Origin of the sequence: Paraglaciecola sp. L1A13, assembly GCF_009796745.1 — a bacterium.
In the GTDB taxonomy this organism is placed as follows: Bacteria; Pseudomonadota; Gammaproteobacteria; order Enterobacterales; family Alteromonadaceae; genus Paraglaciecola.
The window spans coordinates 154,607-173,824 of record NZ_CP047024.1 but is presented as its reverse complement, the minus strand read 5'-3'; the positions used below and the strand labels follow the sequence as shown (position 1 = coordinate 173,824).

Annotated in this window: 17 protein-coding genes and 1 tRNA gene; 10 read left to right on the top strand and 8 right to left on the bottom strand. The window is 43.9% G+C overall.

Annotated features, from left to right (window positions below; translation table 11 throughout):
* Positions 1-45 precede the first annotated feature (45 nt).
* Positions 46-1,557, bottom strand: coding sequence for a guanosine-5'-triphosphate,3'-diphosphate pyrophosphatase (locus tag GQR89_RS00755; protein ID WP_158768285.1), 1,512 nt, complete (start codon positions 1,555-1,557; stop codon positions 46-48).
* The gene (rhlB, locus tag GQR89_RS00750; protein ID WP_158768284.1) at positions 1,554-2,816 is read right to left on the bottom strand and encodes an ATP-dependent RNA helicase RhlB; all 1,263 of its coding nucleotides are present in this window, start codon (positions 2,814-2,816) and stop codon (positions 1,554-1,556) included. The genes GQR89_RS00755 and rhlB overlap by 4 nt, the downstream gene beginning before the upstream one ends.
* Positions 2,817-2,917: 101 nt before the next feature.
* On the opposite strand from rhlB, the gene trxA reads away from it, so the two are divergent.
* The 5 genes from trxA to GQR89_RS00725 all read left to right on the top strand — a co-directional run bounded on the left by trxA (position 2,918) and on the right by GQR89_RS00725 (position 6,844).
* Positions 2,918-3,244: a thioredoxin TrxA gene (gene trxA / locus GQR89_RS00745; RefSeq protein WP_040514341.1), complete on the top strand. Its 327-nt coding sequence runs from the start codon at positions 2,918-2,920 to the stop codon at positions 3,242-3,244.
* A gap of 254 nt (positions 3,245-3,498) precedes the next feature.
* Complete coding sequence (rho, locus tag GQR89_RS00740; RefSeq protein WP_158768283.1) at positions 3,499-4,764, top strand: transcription termination factor Rho; 1,266 nt, start codon at positions 3,499-3,501, stop codon at positions 4,762-4,764.
* 289 nt (positions 4,765-5,053) lie between these two features.
* Positions 5,054-5,545, top strand: coding sequence for a 5-(carboxyamino)imidazole ribonucleotide mutase (gene purE / locus GQR89_RS00735; RefSeq protein WP_158768282.1), 492 nt, complete (start codon positions 5,054-5,056; stop codon positions 5,543-5,545).
* On the top strand, positions 5,542-6,684 hold the full coding sequence (locus GQR89_RS00730) for a 5-(carboxyamino)imidazole ribonucleotide synthase (protein ID WP_158768281.1): 1,143 nt from the start codon (positions 5,542-5,544) through the stop codon (positions 6,682-6,684). The genes purE and GQR89_RS00730 overlap by 4 nt, the downstream gene beginning before the upstream one ends.
* Positions 6,685-6,768: 84 nt before the next feature.
* Positions 6,769-6,844 (top strand) — tRNA-Thr (locus tag GQR89_RS00725).
* Positions 6,845-7,159: 315 nt separating this feature from the next.
* Here GQR89_RS00725 and GQR89_RS00720 read toward each other — a convergent pair.
* Entirely contained in the window at positions 7,160-7,516 is a 357-nt protein-coding gene (locus tag GQR89_RS00720) for a cupin domain-containing protein (protein ID WP_158768280.1), read from the bottom strand.
* A gap of 128 nt (positions 7,517-7,644) precedes the next feature.
* Between GQR89_RS00720 and GQR89_RS00715 the strand changes: the two genes are divergently transcribed.
* A complete protein-coding gene (locus GQR89_RS00715; protein WP_158768279.1) occupies positions 7,645-8,547 on the top strand; it encodes a LysR family transcriptional regulator in 903 nt (300 codons plus the stop codon).
* A gap of 242 nt (positions 8,548-8,789) precedes the next feature.
* Here GQR89_RS00715 and GQR89_RS00710 read toward each other — a convergent pair whose 3' ends face one another.
* Entirely contained in the window at positions 8,790-9,929 is a 1,140-nt protein-coding gene (locus tag GQR89_RS00710; protein ID WP_158768278.1) for an acyl-CoA dehydrogenase family protein, read from the bottom strand.
* A gap of 2 nt (positions 9,930-9,931) precedes the next feature.
* Complete coding sequence (locus GQR89_RS00705; protein WP_158768277.1) at positions 9,932-11,113, bottom strand: acyl-CoA dehydrogenase family protein; 1,182 nt, start codon at positions 11,111-11,113, stop codon at positions 9,932-9,934.
* A gap of 144 nt (positions 11,114-11,257) precedes the next feature.
* Here GQR89_RS00705 and GQR89_RS00700 point away from each other — a divergent pair, with 144 nt between their 5' ends.
* Positions 11,258-12,253, top strand: coding sequence for a GlxA family transcriptional regulator (locus tag GQR89_RS00700; RefSeq protein WP_158768276.1), 996 nt, complete (start codon positions 11,258-11,260; stop codon positions 12,251-12,253).
* Here GQR89_RS00700 and GQR89_RS00695 read toward each other — a convergent pair.
* Positions 12,228-13,598 (bottom strand): VWA domain-containing protein, encoded by a 1,371-nt coding sequence (locus GQR89_RS00695; RefSeq protein WP_158768275.1) that lies wholly within the window; start codon positions 13,596-13,598, stop codon positions 12,228-12,230. The two genes, GQR89_RS00700 and GQR89_RS00695, sit on opposite strands and share 26 nt — an antisense overlap.
* Complete coding sequence (locus tag GQR89_RS00690) at positions 13,599-14,534, bottom strand: MoxR family ATPase (RefSeq protein ID WP_158768274.1); 936 nt, start codon at positions 14,532-14,534, stop codon at positions 13,599-13,601. It abuts the gene before it with no gap.
* 342 nt (positions 14,535-14,876) lie between these two features.
* Here GQR89_RS00690 and GQR89_RS00685 point away from each other — a divergent pair, with 342 nt between their 5' ends.
* The 3 genes from GQR89_RS00685 to GQR89_RS00675 all read left to right on the top strand — a co-directional run bounded on the left by GQR89_RS00685 (position 14,877) and on the right by GQR89_RS00675 (position 17,852).
* Positions 14,877-16,055: a J domain-containing protein gene (locus GQR89_RS00685; protein WP_158768273.1), complete on the top strand. Its 1,179-nt coding sequence runs from the start codon at positions 14,877-14,879 to the stop codon at positions 16,053-16,055.
* A gap of 180 nt (positions 16,056-16,235) precedes the next feature.
* A complete protein-coding gene (locus GQR89_RS00680) occupies positions 16,236-16,511 on the top strand; it encodes a hypothetical protein (protein WP_199271356.1) in 276 nt (91 codons plus the stop codon).
* A 69-nt stretch (positions 16,512-16,580) separates the two neighbouring features.
* Positions 16,581-17,852 (top strand): hypothetical protein, encoded by a 1,272-nt coding sequence (locus tag GQR89_RS00675; RefSeq protein ID WP_158768272.1) that lies wholly within the window; start codon positions 16,581-16,583, stop codon positions 17,850-17,852.
* Between the two features lie 46 nt (positions 17,853-17,898).
* Here the strand turns inward: GQR89_RS00675 and GQR89_RS00670 are convergent, their stop codons facing one another.
* Entirely contained in the window at positions 17,899-19,017 is a 1,119-nt protein-coding gene (locus GQR89_RS00670) for a nucleoside hydrolase (RefSeq protein WP_158768271.1), read from the bottom strand.
* Positions 19,018-19,218: the final 201 nt, after the last annotated feature.

The window sequence follows — 19,218 nt, the reverse complement described above, 5'->3', positions numbered from 1 at the left end:
AAATTTGCCGGCGTTCACCTTCTTAAGGTCTTAACCCTACTCTCATTACTCGCAGGTTAAATGCCAGCCCATTTTATGCTGTTGAAACTTTTCGTTGGCTAACTCAGCATCAATCAAAGGATGAGCTTTAAGCCATTTTTCGGGGAAGGCAAGATGCCAATCATCGCCGTCAACATCTAACCTAAAGACGGGTAACAAGTTATCTTTGCGACGTATCGATAAAATACACGCTAAGCGTAAAACGCGCACAAGACTGCGCATTACGTCACGCACTTCACTGTGATTTTGCTTAAATAGGTTAGGACATATCTGCTGACGGTGATTCAACACTAAGGTTTTTATCCCGTCACGTTGTAAATTGGTAAACCCCACCATTGGCACATAACCTAAAATATACGCACCGTGTTTATGGTGTAACTTGTACTCTATATGCAAGCCTGTTTCATGTAGCATGGCGGCTGCCGTCAACATCGCTTCGCCATCAACGCCACTCACATCTACCTGCTCACTGAGTTGATGGAACAATAGCAACGCCACGTCTTTGACTCTTTCTGCTTGCTCACTATCAATGTGAAAATGCAGCATATGCTGATGAATAGTTTGCATACGTCGATCGTTTTGCTGCATGTTTTCAAGCATGCCGTAAATCAGACCTTCGCGCAGTGCACCGCCAGATATTTGCATATCTTTAATATTAAGAGATTCGAACAAGGCGATAAGAATAGCTAAGCCGCTAGGGAAAATAATCCGCCGGGACTCTTCGAGTCCCTCAATAATAAGATTATCTAAGGTTGCACAGTCGATGCATTGTTGGCGTAAATTATATAAATAATCGAGCCTAATAGCGTCACTTATACCTAGCGCGACTAATATTTCGGTAATCGCCTGAGGTGTGCCAGAAGCACCCAAACATTGCTGCCAGTCAAAGTTAATGAATTTGTCGGCTACCCCATCTACTAGTATTTTAGCAGCCTGAATCGCATTATCAAAATTGGTTTCACTGAGTATGTCATCCACAAAATAACGTTCTTTAAACGTTACACAACCCATGTTCAAACTAACTAGGTTAATGGGATCCATATCATTACCGATTATGATTTCAGTACTCGCCCCGCCTATATCAATAACAAGAGAATTACCTTGATTAGCAGAGGTATAAGCCACGCCCAAATAAATTTGACGAGCTTCTTCTTCACCACTAATTACCGTTAGTTTGTGCTTGAGGATTTTTTCAGCTTTGGTCGTGAAGACTTGAGCATTTTTTGCTAGGCGCAAAGTGGCTGTTGCCACCACACGAATATTATCACTGGGAATATCTTGCAGACGCTCGGAGAAGGTTTCGAGACAGCTCCAGCCGCGCTCTAAGCTTTCATCGTCAAGTATCATGTCATCGCCTAGCCCTGAGGCTAGGCGGACTTTTTGCTTAACTTTACCAATGATTTGTACATTACCCGCTACGACCCGAACGATGACCAAATGGAAGCTGTTTGAGCCTAAATCAACGGCTGCATATAACTCCTCAGGATGGCTCTGGGGCAAGCGAGTAGATGTAATCATGGCTTCCTACGGTTACGCGAACTCGATTGACGCTTCTGTGGGCTGCGACCATTTTGCATACGCTTTTTATGGCGCGGCTTAGGTGCCTCAACATCACGAAGAAGTGCATCCGGTTTGTATTCGGTTACTGGAATAGCATGTTCGATGTAGGTTTCAATCGCTGGTAAATTCAGTGCATAGCGCTCACACGCGAAGCTAATTGAACTTCCACTTTGACCGGCGCGACCGGTACGGCCGATACGATGCACGTAATCTTCCGCATCATCAGGTAGGTCAAAGTTAAATACGTGGCTTACCATAGGAATGTGTAATCCACGGGCAGCAACGTCGGTAGCCACTAGCACGTCTAATTTGCCTGAGGTGAAATCCTCAAGAATTTTCAAACGCTTGTTCTGCGGAACATCACCGCTTAATAAACCCACGCGATGTCCGTCAGATTGTAACCAATCAGATACTTTCTCGCAGCTGTGCTTGGTGTTGGCGAAAACAATGGCTTTATCAGGCCACTCTTCTTCCATCAAGCTTAGCAATAAGGCAATTTTATCTTCATCAGAAGGATAAAAAAGCTCTTCTTTGATACGTGTACCGGTTTTGCGCTCAGGCTCGACTTGCACGTGCGTGGGATTATCCATGTGCTCGTAAGCTAGCTCTTGTACTCGATACGACAATGTCGCCGAGAACAACATGCTTAAACGCTCTGTTGGTTGAGGCATACGATTGAAAAGATAACGGATATCTTTAATAAAGCCTAAATCAAACATGCGATCAGCTTCATCAAGTACTGCTACTTGAATACCAGCCAAAGAAAAGATGTTCTGTTTGTAATAATCAATGATCCTGCCAGTAGTGCCGATAATAATATCTACACCTTCTTGCAGTTTTTCCCGTTGACTTTGATAACCTTCGCCCCCATAAATCAATCCGAGAGACAAACCAGTGTGTTGACTTAGCAATTCTGCATCGTTAAAGATCTGAACTGCCAACTCTCTGGTTGGCGCCATAATAATGGCTCTTGGTTGTTTTTTAGTGGGCTGCGGGTTACTTAGCAAGTAATGAAAAGTTGCCACCAAGAACGCGATAGTTTTACCGGTTCCGGTTTGCGCTTGACCTGCTATGTCATGCCCTTCTAATAAAGGGGGCAAGCTTAACGCTTGTATGGGCGTGCAGTGACTAAAGTTTGCGGCGGATAACGCCTTAACGACTTGCTCATTAATTGGCAAGTCCGCGAAATGTGTTTCGGTTAAATGAGTTGTTTGCATAGCTTATAGCTTATCAGTGCTTGCATTAAAAAACAGTTTCTATATAACAATCACGATCACGCTGAATTAAATCGGCGCTAGAATAAATGACGGAGAAAAGAATGAGCGACAAAATTATCCAATTATCGGACGATAGTTTCGAGGCAGATGTTATCAATGCGACTGGTCCTGTACTGGTTGACTTCTGGGCGGAATGGTGCGGTCCGTGTAAGATGATTGCGCCAATTTTGCATGAAATTGCTGACGAATTCGATGGCAAGTTAACAGTTGGCAAGCTAAATGTCGATGAAAATAACGAAACACCACCTAAGTACGGTATTCGTGGTATCCCGACTTTACTTTTATTCAAAGGCGGTAACGTAGCTGCGACTAAAGTGGGCGCACTATCTAAGGGCCAATTAGAAGAGTTTCTTAACGAAAATATCTAATAATAGGTACTGAAATTAAGCCCGATTACTTCGGGCTTTTTTATACTTTGCGCAATCCATGTTCAATGTACGACGATTAAAAGCACTATTTTCACTAGACGTACTGTAATTTTGGTGCTAAATTTTCATTGTTCTCACCTGAACAGACCTGTATTTTCGTACCAATCAAAGATTTTAAAAGTAATTAACTTTGAACCATTCAATCAATTTTTGCTGTTACAGCGAATTTTCCAAGCATAAAAAGACCCACCAATATGAACCTAACGGAACTCAAGAATAAACCAATCAGTGAGCTAGTTGCACTGGCCGAGAAAATGGGCCTAGAAAACATGGCCCGCGCGCGTAAGCAAGACATCATATTTTCGATATTGAAAACCCACGCTAAAGGCGGAGAAGATATTTTCGGCGACGGCGTATTAGAAATCCTTCAAGACGGCTTTGGATTCTTGCGTTCTAATGACGCATCGTATTTAGCAGGTCCTGACGATATTTACGTCTCACCGAGCCAAATCCGCCGTTTTAACTTACGCACTGGCGATACCATTTCAGGTAAAATTCGCCCACCTAAAGACAGCGAGCGCTACTTCGCCCTGTTAAAGATTAGCGAAGTCAATTTTGATCGCCCTGAAAATGCGCGTAATAAAATATTGTTCGAAAACTTAACGCCACTGCATGCCAATGAGCGTTTAATCATGGAACGCGGAAACGGCAGTACCGAAGACATTACTGCTCGTGTACTTGATTTAGCAGCACCTATCGGACGTGGTCAGCGTGGTCTTATCGTCGCACCACCAAAAGCCGGTAAAACCTTATTATTGCAAAACATCGCTCAGTCAATTGCCGCTAATCATCCAGAATGTTTATTGATGGTGTTACTGATTGATGAACGCCCAGAAGAAGTCACCGAGATGCAACGCCTTGTTCAAGGTGAAGTTATTGCTTCTACATTCGATGAGCCAGCGAGTCGTCACGTACAAGTGGCCGAAATGGTTATCGAGAAAGCAAAACGCTTAGTTGAGCATAAGAAAGATGTGGTTATCTTGCTTGATTCAATTACCCGTTTGGCCCGTGCCTACAACACTGTTATTCCATCATCAGGTAAAGTACTAACCGGTGGTGTGGATGCAAACGCATTGCATAAACCAAAACGTTTCTTCGGTGCTGCACGTAATATCGAAGAAGGTGGCAGTTTAACTATTATCGCCACAGCGCTTATCGATACCGGCTCTAAAATGGATGAAGTTATCTACGAAGAGTTTAAAGGTACTGGTAACATGGAATTGCACCTTAACCGTAAAATTGCGGAAAAACGTGTTTTCCCAGCGATTGATTACAACCGTTCAGGTACTCGTCGCGAAGAGTTGCTGACCACTCAAGATGAATTACAAAAGATGTGGATTTTGCGTAAAATCGTCCATGAAATGTCAGAAATCGATGCGATGGAATTCCTTATTGGTAAGTTGTCTATGACCAAAACCAATGACGAATTCTTCACTGCGATGCGTAAGCAAAGAAGCTAAGCATGTAGCACAAATTGCATTATAAAATCCGCTGTTGGCTTGCCCACAGCGGATTTTTTGTTTTGCGCTTGGCCTGTTTCAACTCACTAAGGGCAAAGCACTTGAGCATGAGCTATTTTATGCTCAATTATTGATGGATTAACGCACAAACGGGACTCGCTCCGTGATTTGGGCTACAATCCGTTTCCAAAATTTTATGGCTGACGACATCTTGATTGTTAGGGCGACATTTTATGTGCCGACTCAAGTGCGTTGATACCTTTTAAACCGATGTTAAGTGAGAGTGAAAATGCCTCAAGTTGCGATTGTTATGGGATCCAAGTCTGATTGGCCCACTATGGCCCAAGCGGCAAAAATGTTAGACACGTTAGGTGTGAGTTATCATGCTCAAGTAGTATCAGCTCATCGCACCCCAGCACTGTTAACTGAATTCTCAGAAAGCGCTGCCGACAAAGGCTATCAAGTGATTATTGGTGGCGCAGGCGGCGCAGCGCACTTACCCGGTATGATAGCCGCTCACACTCACCTACCCGTTTTTGGCGTACCCGTGCGCTCAAGCCAGCTAAGTGGTGTGGATTCCTTATATTCAATCGTACAAATGCCCAAGGGTGTGGCGGTTGGTACCTTAGCCATCGGAGAAGCAGGCGCAGCTAATGCAGGCTTATTGGCCGCACAAGTCATTGCCTTACAAGATACAACTGTACGGGACGCCATCATTCAGTTTAGACAAAAGCAAACTGCTGACGTGCTTGCACAGCCCCCATTGGAATTGCCTGAATGAACGTACTGATCTTAGGCTCAGGTCAATTAGCCAGAATGATGGCATTAGCCGGCGTGCCGCTTGGTATCGAGGTACGCGCAGTCGACGTGAGCAATCACAAAGTGGTCAATCCGATAGATAAACAGGTGCTAAACATACACCTTGAAACTGCTATTGAAGCCGCCGACGCCATTTCAGTGGAATTCGAACATATTCCCGAAGCACTTCTTGAGCAAGTAAACCGCAGTGGTAAGCTAATGCCCAGTATCGAAGCCATCGCAGCGGGTGCTGATCGAGTTAAAGAAAAAGCCTTATTAGATAAACTAAATATTGCTAATTGCCCCTACGTGATTGTTGATAACGTTGATCAACTTGATCAAGCCGTTGAAACTCTTGGCGAAAAGCTGATTATTAAATCGAGCCGAGACGGTTACGACGGGTACGGCCAGTGGCGCTTATCCAGTAAAGACCAGCTACCTGAAATCAAACAAGCATTGGCTGAGCTGGATCTAAAAAAAGTCCCATTAGTCGTCGAAAAGATGCTCAACTTTGAACGTGAAGTGTCGTTAGTGGGTGCTCGGGGTAAAAATGGTCAACTGGCCTTGTATCCTTTGGTTGAAAACCTACACCATCAGGGACAATTACATACTTGTGTGGCCCCTGCCCCGGCTATTACGTCAGTATTAACAGCCCAAGCCAAGGATATATTCAGCGCACTTGCCAATGAGCTAAATTATATTGGCGTATTAGCGGTAGAGTTCTTTCAGATGGGCGATACTTTGCTAGTCAATGAAATTGCCCCACGGGTGCACAACTCTGGGCACTGGAGCATGCAAGGCGCGGATACCTGTCAGTTTGAAAATCACTTACGGGCGATTTGTGAGTTACCCCTGGGCTCAACCGAAGTTATTGCCTCCAGCGTGATGCTAAACGTGATTGGCTGCGATTTACCTTCTAGAGAACTATTAGCTGTACCAAGAACGCATTTGCACGGTTATATGAAAACCCCACGCGCAAAACGCAAAATGGGCCATATAAATATTACCGCGAGCAACTATGCTGAGCTTGGCGCTAAGATGCAAAAAATACAAAAATGGTTACCCGATAGCTATTTCCCAACTCTAAATAGTGAAGCGGAACGTCTTTTACAGATAAAATAAGATCTTTTGGTTGACAACAAAAGTGGAATCAATAGAATGTCGCCTCGCTCTAGCACATGGCTGCCTAGAGCGGGAATCTAGTGTGCCGACTTAGCTCAGTTGGTAGAGCAACTGACTTGTAATCAGTAGGTCACCAGTTCGACTCCGGTAGTCGGCACCATTTCCCTTCTTTGCATTAACTTCCCTATTTTTAAGCCCTTCGGGTGCTTTTTTGCTATCCACTTTGCGAACTTCATGATTTTCAGGCATTTATATACCGCGTTCACTTATGCGCGATGCTGTTAGCGCCACCGCCAATGAACGCATACTAGCCTTCGATGCTCTGGGAGACATCAGTCGAAAATAAAAATGCCCCTTCATCGATTTAAAATTTTTAATCTTGAGGGTCAAAGTAAACGTAGCACAACTCAAACATTAAAAAACGAGCTTGATTTAGCTGACTTCCAATACTTTGCATGGTTGCAACTGAATCGACTTATTGACTGAGCTCTATTGGGTCATACATGGCGAGAAATTCTTCTGGCGGCAGTGGTTTGGGAAGGGCCAAAATATATACGACTCGCTCTTCCACCGCCCCCTCTGCATGTAGCACTTTGGCTGGGATCACGATTTTATCCCCTGCTTTTACTTTCGTTCGGGTACCACTTTTGGCATCTAAGAAGTCGGTTTCACCTTCCATAATATAAGCATGTACTTCATCTGCATGCCAGTGTTCATGGAGCCCTTCAGACGGCCCAGACACAAATGTTGTCGGCCATGTATCGTTTTTTATTACGTCGTTAAGTACATCCGCTGTGGAGTTGAAAAAGTCAGTATAAAATTGCAAACTCATCGTATTTTCCCTAAAAGTTGAAACGTATATGGCAGACAACCAAGCCATTGCATGTAATTGAGCTTAACTATTGTTGCTCGTTTGATAAACCCACCTATACTCATGACTTTAGTGTACGGAATGCATGAATGGATTTTGAATCTGTACGAGTATTTGTAGATGTTATGAAGCGTGGTAGCTTTGCTGCCGTTGCTCGTCAACGCAACGTTGACCCTTCATCTATTTCCCGCTCTGTTGCGAGCTTGGAGTCTCAGTTGGGCTTCCGGCTTTTCCAAAGGACCACCCGAAAGCTCTCGCCTACCGAAGCAGGCAATGAGTATTTTTCTCGCGTTCAAAATCTCATGGGTGAATTTGACCGAGCCGGTGAAGCCGCTTTAGATTTGGTTAGCTTGCCTACGGGTACATTACGAATAACGGCTTGCACCTCCTTTGGGCAAAGAGTCTTGGCGCCGATTTTGCCAGAATTTCGCGCTTTGTACCCCGACCTGACGCTCGAACTATTATTAATGGACAGCCATGTGGATCTCGTTAAGGAGCAAATTGATGTTGCTATCCGGTTCGGGCAACGACCTGTGGGTGATTTCATTTCACATAAATTGGTTTCCAGGCGATTCCATGTTTGTGCGAGTCCTACGTATATTAAAACGCACTGTAAGCCGAAAGATCCTACTGCTTTGAGTGAGCTTGATTGTCTTTTGTTTTCGATGCCTGGGTATCGCAGCACATGGAAATTTCGCGATTTACACAATAATACGTTGGATGTGCCTGTGACCGGCCATTTACTGATTTCCCATGGGCTCACCATGACAGCTTGTACTGTGGCAGGCCTTGGTCCCGCTCTTCTACCCGACTGGCTTTGCCAAGATGAGATACAAAACGGGCTGCTTGTGGACTTGTTCCCTGATTACGCATGCACCGCAACAGAATTCGATACTGCCGCTTGGCTGGTCTATCAGAGTCGCTCATATTTGCCGTCAAAAGTACGGGTATTTGTTGATTTTTTAAAAGCTAAAGTCTCAGGTCAGGCCTAACGATATTTACTTGGTCGGGGGCACAGAGAACATAATATTTGTTTGTAAAACAGAAATTAACGGGACCGCCATGCTGAAACCCTTTTGATATATGGGTTTCTATTTGAGGTCGCTAGATTATTATGACAGCGAACTGTCGAATTTGAACGTATTGATACCGTGATATATAGGCAAAAAACACCTACCGTATTGGTAGGTGTTTTTTGATGATCACCTTTGCTAGATGACGACTGAATTGTATATCAGTCGGAATACGCCAAGCGATTAAATTTTTGCTGCTGGTAATCGGCATCACCGAAGGTGGTGTTAATTATCATCAGGCGCTTCACGTAATGGCCTACATCTAGCTCATCAGTTAGACCCATGCCGCCGTGTAATTGGATGGCTTCGTCACCAATCAATTTTCCGTTTCGGCCTATCATCACTTTTAATGCAGCAATGTTTTTAGCTAAATCATCTGCACCACTTTCTGCTGCACATACCGCGCGATACAATATTGACTTGGCTTGTTCGCCCGCCATAAACATATCGACCATACGATGTTGCAACGCTTGAAAGCTACTGATCGCCACGCCGAATTGCTGACGGGTTTTGGTGTATTCAATTGTGGTGGTATTTAATTTTTGCATGATGCCCATCGCTTCAGCACATAAGGCAATAATAACCTCGCCAACCACAGCTTCAATAATGGGGTAAGCTTTATCGACGTCACCTAGCACATGGTCGCTCGCCACGCGTACATCGGTGAGTTTAATATTGGCAACCAATTGGCCGTCCATTAAACGATAAGACGTACGTTCTACACCAGCAGCGTCAGTATCAATTAAGAACAGCGTAATGCCCTCTTCGTCGCATTGTTCGCCCGAAGTTCTCGCTGAAACCACCACTTTGTCAGCAGCGGCACCATTAAACACAACGGTTTTTTCGCCATTGAGTACAAAATCATCACCGTCGCGTTTGGCTTGAGTTTTCACATCAGCCAACTCAAAACGACTCTGACGTTCCAAGTAGCCAAATGCGCCCTGTAGTGAACCGTCAATAATTTTTTCGATATAGGTATCTTTTAATGCTGTATTGCCACTTTTATTAAGCAAGCCACCGAAGGTTAATACGGTTGCTATAAAGGGCTCAACCACTAAGCCTTTGCCCATCTCTTCCATTACGGCCATAACGTCGGTCGCACCACCGCCAAAACCACCATGGGCTTCGTCGAAGGGAATAGAAAGCCAGCCAAGCTCAGCAAAAGTTTGCCAATTTTCAGGGTTAAAACCTAGTTCGTGAGCAGCATTGCTGCGACGACTTTCAAAGTCATATTCGTCTTGCACAAAGCGCGCAACGCTGTCTTTGAGCATGTTTTGTTCTTCAGATAAATTAAAATTCATGATTAAAGACCCAGTACGTATTTAGCGGTAATGTTTTTCTGTACTTCGTTCGACCCACCGTAAATAGTGGCTGCTCGTCCGTACATGTATGCTTTTCTTGCGTCATGACCAAAGGCGTGACCGATGCTTTCAGCCGTTTCTTCACCGTGAATAATTCCGCTGTAGTAACCCGCCAAATCCATATACATTTGCTGGATTGCTTGTTGAATTTCAGTGCCTTTAACTTTTAGTAAAGATGATTCAACACCTGGCCCTTTGCCGTCAGCCGTAGATGCCAATACGCGCAATTCGGTATACTCTAATGCCATCAATTCAATTTCAGTGTTCGATAAACGATTCTGGAATTGAGTATCTTCAATAAGTGGGCGTCCACCAGTGATTTCTTCACTGAGTAGCTTGCGCAAGTCACGTAACCGGCGTTTTGAGTCAGCCACTGCTGCGATAGAAGTACGTTCGTGAGCCAATAGAGCCTTTGCGTAAGTCCAACCTTTGTCTTGTTCGCCAATGCGGTTAGCAACGGGTACACGGACATTGTCGAACACCACTTCGTTAAGGCTATGATGATCATCGATAGAAGAAATTTTATTAACCGTAATGCCCGGGCTTTTCATATCAATTAATAAGAAACTAATGCCATCTTGTCGCTTACCAGAAGAATCGGTACGTACCAAACAGAAAATCCAATCGGCATACTGGGCATATGTAGTCCAAACCTTAGCACCATTGACAATATAGTCATCACCATCCAATTCAGCCTTGGTTTTCAATGCCGCAAGATCTGAGCCTGCACCGGGTTCTGAATAACCCTGGCACCACCAATCTTCGCTTTTAAGAATGCGTGGTAAAAAGCGCTTTTTCTGTTCTTCACTACCAAAGCCATAGATAACCGGCGCAACCATTTTCAGACCGAATGGCACCACGTCTGGGGCGCCAGCTAATGAACGCTCTGTTTCAAATATGAAGTTTTCTGTTACCGACCAGTCAACACCACCGTGCTCAACGGGCCAGCCTGGAGCCAACCAGCCTTTGTCATTCAGTTTGTTCTGCCATTCAATTTGGGCAGCCTTAAACTCTTGGTCTTCACCACGAATTCTGGTGGCTAAATCTTGCGTCCAATTCTCAGACAAAAATGTGCGCACTTGGTCACGAAAGGCCAATTCCTCAGCCGAAAAGGTAATATCCACTTAATGTCTCCTCTTTCAATTGTTCATCTCGGGTATATTCCCCAAGTAAGCCACTACTCTACGCCCCTTCTTTCTCCTTGTACTTAGGGTAAAATGCCACATAATAAGGCATATGTGCCAAATAGCGTACGCGGAGTAAATTGTATGCCTAGAGCAAAATGGCGAGTGGCCTTACTAATTTTCAATGGAGCTTGGGCATCTACTGTATATGGCTCACTGGAGTTATTTCACAGCGCTAATTTACGCCAACCAAAAGATAGGCAGTTTCACTGTGACTTGCTAAGTGCAGACAGCAATCCGGTTCAGCTCTATGGTGGCCAGTCGATCCATGGCGATGTAATCATCGGAGAAGATGCATACGATCTCATTATGCTGGCGCATTACTGGGGGGATTTCGAACAGCTCACCAAGCAATATCCTGGTATTCCGCCTTGGTTGGCTGAGCAGCACGCAAACGGGGCACGTATCGCTGGGATCAATAGTGGAATCTTTTGGGCGGCTGAGGCAGGCTTGTTGAATGGGGGGCGAGCAACCACTTACTGGCGTCATTTGAGAGAATTCGAGCAACGTTATCCCGAAGTTCAATGGCAAGCCAACCAAGCGAGTGTCGAACATGCTGGCATCTACAGTTCAAATGGCCAAAATGCATCAATGGATTTAAGTATGCATCTACTGGAAAAATTTTGCGGTCCATCAATAGCAGCCAGCTTAGCCAGAGATATCAGTTTTGATAGCAGACGAACCTACGATTTAAACCTAATTAATATCGCTGGTTTTCGGCAACACAGAGATGTGGGTATTCACCGGGCTCAGGACTGGCTAGATGAGTATTTCACTCAAAGTGTAGAGCTGCAGCATCTCGCCAAAAAAATTGGTATGAGCAAACGCACCTTTATCCGTCGATTTCAAAAAGCGACGGGAGAGTTGCCCTCTCGTTATCTGCAGCGTCTTCGAGTCGAGGCGGCTAAACACCGCTTGGGCAATACGCAAGACAGCATTAAAACCATTGGCATGGGAGTGGGTTATCGGGATATTAGTTCGTTCTCAAAGGTATTTAAGTCGCTAACGGCTGTGACACCACGAGAATTTCGTTCTCGGCTTCGTCCGGCGGGTACTAGGAATATTTCAAAAGCCGATTAAAAATGCCTTCAATATCTTTTAGATTACGACAAGGTTCAACACTGGAGCACCATGGTGAATACTGCGACATAATTGAATCGCCAGAATCCCAACTATTGCGTTGTTCGGGGTTAAGCCATAATACCCGCTTACTTTGACGAAAAACCTTTTGCCAAATGTCTGTTCGACCATCGCCTTGGTTATTGCGCGCATCACCTAGCAGGATAACCGTCGTTTTTTTATCGATACTTGCCAAAACTTGTGTCTGAAAATCTGCCAGAGCCTTGCCATAGTCCGTTGATAAGCCGCCCCAGCGCTGCATTATTTCTTCCAGCGCTAACTCAATATTCTCTTGCTCCAATAGCTGTGTTACTTCGATCATCTCAGAAGCAAATACAAAAGAGCGGACTTTCGGCATGACGTCCTGTAGCGAGTAAAGAAACAATAAAAGAAAACGCGCAACACGGCTTACCGAACCGCTGACATCACAGATTGCGACAATTTTAGGTCGTTCTATGCGTGTTGCCTTCCAACGAGTGTGAAATAGAGCCCCGTCAAAAGCCGCATTAGCAGCAATAGTTTTACGCACATCTAACAAGCCTCGCTTACGTGTTAATCGTCGCCGGCTATGCTGAGCTGCTAATTTACGGGCAGATCGTTGCACCAAGCGTTGCATTAACGCGTAATCAACATGCTCAATTTGACTTAATTTTGCCTGCTGTAAGTGTTCTTCACGGAACTTAGCGCCCTTGTGTCGTGCAAAAATCAGGTATTGCTGTTCCACATAGTCTTTCACTTGCTCAAGCAAACGCGCTCGAAATTCTATCAATTCGTTCTGACTTTTTTTCTGCTCAGGATTCTGGGTTTCTGCGTGAATTTCAGCACTTAGGGCTTCGTCACCCATGCGTTGCATTATTTTGTAGGCAAAGTGATTTTTTTGGGTAAAGAAAACGATAGATGACAAATTCTCTGCCATTGCAGCCTGGGTAATTGCCAGGCGCATATCTTGCTTTTGACTAAGTGACTGGCCCAACGCTGAGCTAGCCGCGTACTCGTCAGCGCTACTTTCTTGCTCATTTTCGCCTAAGCCCGCCTCGCTTGTTGTTTTTTGCTCTTCAGGCACAAGCTGGTCGCTATCCGTTTGCTTAACTTGTTCAACACCAGTGAAATACAGATCAAACAATTGGTCATAAATAACTTGATCTGTCTGGCGTTTAACCAATGTTAAAGCCAAAACTGTTTTGGTCGTTTTACGGTTTTCGAGGCCTAACAACTTGATAGCGTTGAGCGCATCCAAAGACTCTGCTGGTGACACGGGCAATCCCGCTTCACGCAATGCCCCAATAAAGTCGGCAACAAAACGCACCTAAGATACCCGCTTCAACAAAGCTGCAATTTCAGGCTCGACCAATTCAATATCATCCTGAAACTTCAATAATAAATTCAAGGTTTCTTTTACCCAATGGGGATCAAGTGTTTCAACATTGAGTAAAAGCAGTGCCCTTGCCCAATCAATGGTTTCACTGACTGCAGGGGATTTTTTCAAAGGCATATTTCTCAGTTCGCCTATCAATGCCACGATCTGTTCTCTTAGCTGTGTCTCTAGCCCTTGCACTTGCGTTGCCAAAATACGGCTTTCTAAAGCCGCATCAGGAAAAGGAATATACAGATGCAAACAACGTCGCTTCAAGGCATCACCGAGCTCTCGAGTATTGTTACTGGTAAGCATCACTATGGGTGTCGATTTTGCTTTTACCGTACCAATTTCTGGAATAGACACTTGATAATCCGATAATAATTCTAGTAGGAAGGCCTCAAATTCTTGATCAGCCTTGTCTATTTCATCAATTAATAACACAGCGCCGTCGTCACTTTGCAAAGCTTGCAATAAGGGCCTAGGCTCCAAAAAATCCTGCGAATAAAAGATATCGCCAAAATCATGCAACCGAGCAATAGATTCGTCTAAACCGCGAGCGCCTCTGAGTACATCTCCCAGTTGCTCTTTAAGTACTTGGGTGTAAAGCAGTTGTTTGCCGTACTTCCACTCATAAAGTGCTTTTGACTCATCAAGGCCCTCATAGCATTGCATACGGATCAGCGGAGCATTTAGATAAGTAGCCGTTATTTTTGCCAATTCGGTTTTTCCTACACCGGGTGGCCCTTCAATTAAAATAGGTTTTTGCAAGTGACAAGCGAGGTAAATTGCAGTGGCAACCGAATGGCTGCATATGTATCCTAAAGCCTCGTATTGGCGTTGAATAACCTCTGGTGAGGCAATTTTTTCTTGATGCTTTATGATCACAAATATCCAGCATTTTGGGGGAATATGCAGCATTATTCGTTTAAAGCCCAGTCAAAAGCAAATCGTTCTGGCTGTTGATAAACAATCAATGCGCTTAATATATGCCGTACAAAATCACCCAAAAAGAGTTATTGTAAATGAGCTAAATAGTGTGCCAAATGACCAGAAGCGCCATACTAAATTGGTATTTATGGGTTAGCTTCCAAGCAAAAGCCGCAGATGATAAAATCAGTCTATCAAACCATTCGTTAATGCCATTTCGAAGACGTGGCTATGCTTCCATAGCCATTTTTCATTCGTACTACTATCACGTCTATTTACCCTTAAGAAGGTGGGAGCATTTTGGCCATACATTTAATAACAACCAAACAAACAGACAACTTTAACGACTCGTCTATTGTTGCTTCAATTAAAAATCTTTGGCAGAAAATCGAAAAGAACCATAAAAAAAACGATACAAAGAAGAAGAAAATAACGCAGCTGTATCAAAGTTTTCAGTCTAATGTGCTGCCTCACGAACAAGAAATGTGCATTCAAGTGCAAACCCTAATCACCACGTTAATACCTTTTGTTTCACGTAAATCTTTGAGTGAAGCACACCGTGAGGAGTTATTGGATTGGATCAATCAAGAACTGTATTTCATTGAATCGAATCCCTTTGCCCAGAATATTGAAATAGATAGTTTGCGTGATGCGCTGCAACAACAATTATTAATTTTGGCTGAAAGAAATCCTTTTGAAGAAAGTGCAGAGAATCTACAACAATTAGCCATGATGTTAGAAGATTTGTTTGGTGACGAACTAAATCTAAACGCCGAAGAGCTCAGTAACGTTGCCAGGGATCCGGACGAATTACAGCAATACATAGACCGTATGCATAAAAAATCACAAGAAGAGCAGGACGCTAAGCAGCGCGACGGTGATCACAATGAATGGCAAGACGAGCAATATGATCAGGTTGATCAGAATGGCCAACGAAAAAGTGAACGACTCGCGTTAGACAAATTGTTTAAACGCAGCGAGTTGAACAAAATTTATAAACGTTTAGCGGCCAAGTTTCACCCTGATAAAGAAATGGATGACGCAAAAAAAACCCATAAACATAAACTGATGCAGCAACTGTCAGAAGCTCGAAAAACCAACGATGCCTTTACCTTATTATTAATGTATCAACAGCATTATGACGACACCGACTTGATTTTTGATGACGCTACGATGCAAGCAATAGAAAAGTTACTGCGCCAGCGCATACATTTATTGGAGCGTGAAAATCATCAACTGTCATCAGCAAACACCCCAGAGGGCATGGTATGGCAACAATTATCTGGGCGAAGTAAAAAAGCCACTGCAAAAAACATCGAATCATTGATTACTGAGCGACAAGAAATTGCTGATAACTGCCAAGCAATAGTTAAAGACATCACTAACCTAAAAATGCTCAAGGAGTATTTGAACGAACGATTAGATAATGCGCCACTTGCGGATACAGACCTCGATACTTTTAATAAAATATTTTCCTGATGGTTGTTGTTACCAATCGTGGTTTGTACATAAATTAATAGTTGCACGATTACTTTGGTTTTTAATGCCGGTTTATTTAAACTGGTCGATTGTGGTTCGTATCTAAAATGAAATATAACGATAAAAGAGACCACCGAGACAAGTAGTACACGTTATTAAAATAATGTAATGCTACTGCCCATGTTTGCCTCATATCTCAAGGCTGAAAGCCTGCTTAGCATCATCCAAGAAGAAAAAGATAAGCGAAAGCGCTTGCTGAAATTGAGTGACACCGGCCAAAGGTTGAAGCTTAAGGCTACCGATATTTTAGATATAGTCCTGTGCAACTTTCCAGGGATCACGCCTTCACAAACTCTGCAGTTGATGGATTTGCTTGATTGGGTGATGGAGCCGTCACCTACTACTCTGATTAGCAGCTATTCTGTCTACTTTACATTTCGTGAAAACTTAAATTAAGCTATAAAAATCAGCAGGTAATAAGGTTACACTGTTATTCTATTTTAGTTTTAGGCGAGTGATTTCATTGTGCAGCAAGCGCTAACTTATTTGGGCACCTTAGACGATGTGGTGCAACGCTACCCATGGAACATTGAGATGGGCCAACAGCAATTCAATCAGATGTTGATCCGCAAGGCTTTATTGGGCGAAAAAATTATTATCAATGACGGATATCTGTTAAATCATCCGTTTGCACGCCACGCATTACTCAACCCGACCTCGTCTCCGCTAAAAGCACTAGTAGAAGCAAACTTTGTACAAATCATGTCACGCAGCGGTTCGCTGTTAGACGTGGCAGAGAAAATGTCTGCCCAGGGTGTCGAAAGCTTTCAAACATTACAAAAGAGTGCCGACTGGCCTGCGCTTCGAACAATGCTAAAGCAGTGGGAGCCGGGGTTACAGCGCATCGAAAACTTCATTCCTTGGCCGAAAAAACATATTAGTCATGGGTTTGATAATATGCTGTGTCGCAGTCGGCATTTACACGTTGAAAACCTAGGTATGACTGCAGTTACTAATGATGACTTTCAACGCGTATTTGATTTATATACATTGAAAAATAAGTCTGACAAAGAAGCAACGCGGACTCGCTGGGAGCAAGCCTGTATAAAAGTGTTAGGCGATACGCCTAATGCTAAGGAAAAAATAAACGAGCTAATGGGACTCGCCAGTGAAGCGTATCACTATAACTTTGCGGTCTGTCTGAGCGCACAATTTAGCCAGCGTAAAATCTTAGTTGAGACTCGCTATAGCCGTGCGTTCGCCGATTTAATTCAACTAGGGCAACCCACTGAATCAGAACTAATTGATATCCCGTCAATTCAAATTCCGCAAAAACTAAGCTTCGATCGCCCTCAACTATGGAAAGAGTTAGTCGACCCTTTTAGCGACGTAGCGGGCGTACAAAAAGAGTATCAGGATGTGATGGAACAGTTCTTCGCTGGCCAAGTAAACGCAAAGCTAGTAGAAGAGGTTTCATTAAAATACTCTAAAGCCCTGTCTGCACATTTTGAAAATGACGAGCAAGACGGCGGCATTAAAAAAGTTGCATTGAGTATTGGCTTTTTGGGCTTAGGTTTGGTGGCCGGTGGGCCTGTTACCGCAGGCTTACTATGGCTTGCTGAAAACAGCTTACTGCCCACCGTTACTCGGGTATTTAAGCTGCGAGATAAAGGCTTTTTTAAAAAAAAGACACCGAATCAGTCATTAGATCTCTCTCATCAAAACACCTTAAGTTCAGTGTCTATCTCATTGCCGCTAGCAGAAAAGTTAGCCAAAGATATTCCTGACTTTACTTAGGTTTATTGGGGGCATGGTTTTGGTTACTCAGCATGCCCCAAACAATTTAGATTGGCTGAATACCTGATTGACGTTCAACATTGAGTATTTCAATTAACGCATCGAATGCACGTTGGGGCTCAGTGTGGCGACATATTTTAACCGCTGGATTATTTCCGCCAATGTGCGTTATCCCGAAAGTAGCAGGGTCGTAATGAGAGCGCGTCTTGCCTGCTTCCGTGATTTTGGGCATGCTGGTGTCTGTCCATTTACCTCCTGATTTTACTTCACTAAATTCCACCCAGACTGATTGCAACTCTCCTTGACATAGCTCTGGCTCAACTACCACAAGCGCTGCTAGTACGTCCCAGAAGTAGTATTCTTCTGACTCGATAAACCAGTCATTGTCATCTAGCACTTTATCCCAGAACTTAGCGGCTGGTGTTCTGACTTCACTTTTAAAACGTTTGGCGTATTCGGGGGTCACTTTCACTTGGTTGGTTAAATCTAATCCGACAACTTCAACGGCCAAATTAGAGGCAAAAACCTGCTCTGCGGCCACTGCATCCACGTAAATATTCCATTCTGCCTTTTTGTTAGGGTGGTCCCCTGTAAAGCCTGGCACGATAATATTACCAGGCGCATCAAAGCCGCCGCCCATCATCACAAGGCGCGATACTTTAGACATATCTTCTGGGTATTTATGCAACCACTGGGCAATATTGGTTAAGCTGCCCGCACTGAGTAATACCACTTGCTCATTTTGTTGGCTAAGCAGGTGATGAATAAGCTCTACCGAGTCCATGTCAGTTGGTTGGCGATTTGTTTTTGGTACAGGTACACCCGAGAGCGTATCAGCCTGCTGACGCCAAGGAGCGGGAAAGGCAAAATAACCATCAATCGGGTAATGATCGCCGCAAGCAAAAGGCACGTCAGGTGAGTTTGACAGCGCAAGCAGTCCCGGAATATTCACCATATTTTCAGCACAATCGCCTTCCCCAACGCCATTAGACGTCACGCCAAGCAATTCAATTTCTGGGTGATTTGCCACCACTAACATAGCCGACCAATCATCAATACCCATATCGGTATCGTAAATGACCTTTTCGGCTGATACGGAAGAACAAAAAATAGCAAAAATAACTGCAAGTGACGCGTTTGATACGCGGGCAAAACGTTGGAACATCTCAATACCAATAACAATTTATAGAGGGGGCGGGAATGTAGCAAAAAAGACGCCACTATTCTCATAAAAAACAAGCCGTTAAATTAAAGGCTTTACACCATGCATAAAATACAAGCAATGCGACTTATGCACCAAGGAATCAAAACTTGCACCAAAAAAAAACCTAAACCATTGTCATGGTTTAGGTTTTTAATTCACTTT

Bases quoted from the DNA above. Each gene is read 5' to 3' on its own strand.
- GQR89_RS00755 (WP_158768285.1), bottom strand. From the start codon at position 1,557: ATGATTACATCTACTCGCTTGCCCCAGAGCCATCCTGAGGAGTTATAT.
- rhlB (WP_158768284.1), bottom strand. From the start codon at position 2,816: ATGCAAACAACTCATTTAACCGAAACACATTTCGCGGACTTGCCAATT.
- trxA (WP_040514341.1), top strand. From the start codon at position 2,918: ATGAGCGACAAAATTATCCAATTATCGGACGATAGTTTCGAGGCAGAT.
- rho (WP_158768283.1), top strand. From the start codon at position 3,499: ATGAACCTAACGGAACTCAAGAATAAACCAATCAGTGAGCTAGTTGCA.
- purE (WP_158768282.1), top strand. From the start codon at position 5,054: ATGCCTCAAGTTGCGATTGTTATGGGATCCAAGTCTGATTGGCCCACT.
- GQR89_RS00730 (WP_158768281.1), top strand. From the start codon at position 5,542: ATGAACGTACTGATCTTAGGCTCAGGTCAATTAGCCAGAATGATGGCA.
- GQR89_RS00720 (WP_158768280.1), bottom strand. From the start codon at position 7,516: ATGAGTTTGCAATTTTATACTGACTTTTTCAACTCCACAGCGGATGTA.
- GQR89_RS00715 (WP_158768279.1), top strand. From the start codon at position 7,645: ATGGATTTTGAATCTGTACGAGTATTTGTAGATGTTATGAAGCGTGGT.
- GQR89_RS00710 (WP_158768278.1), bottom strand. From the start codon at position 9,929: ATGAATTTTAATTTATCTGAAGAACAAAACATGCTCAAAGACAGCGTT.
- GQR89_RS00700 (WP_158768276.1), top strand. From the start codon at position 11,258: ATGCCTAGAGCAAAATGGCGAGTGGCCTTACTAATTTTCAATGGAGCT.
- GQR89_RS00680 (WP_199271356.1), top strand. From the start codon at position 16,236: ATGTTTGCCTCATATCTCAAGGCTGAAAGCCTGCTTAGCATCATCCAA.
- GQR89_RS00670 (WP_158768271.1), bottom strand. From the start codon at position 19,017: ATGTTCCAACGTTTTGCCCGCGTATCAAACGCGTCACTTGCAGTTATT.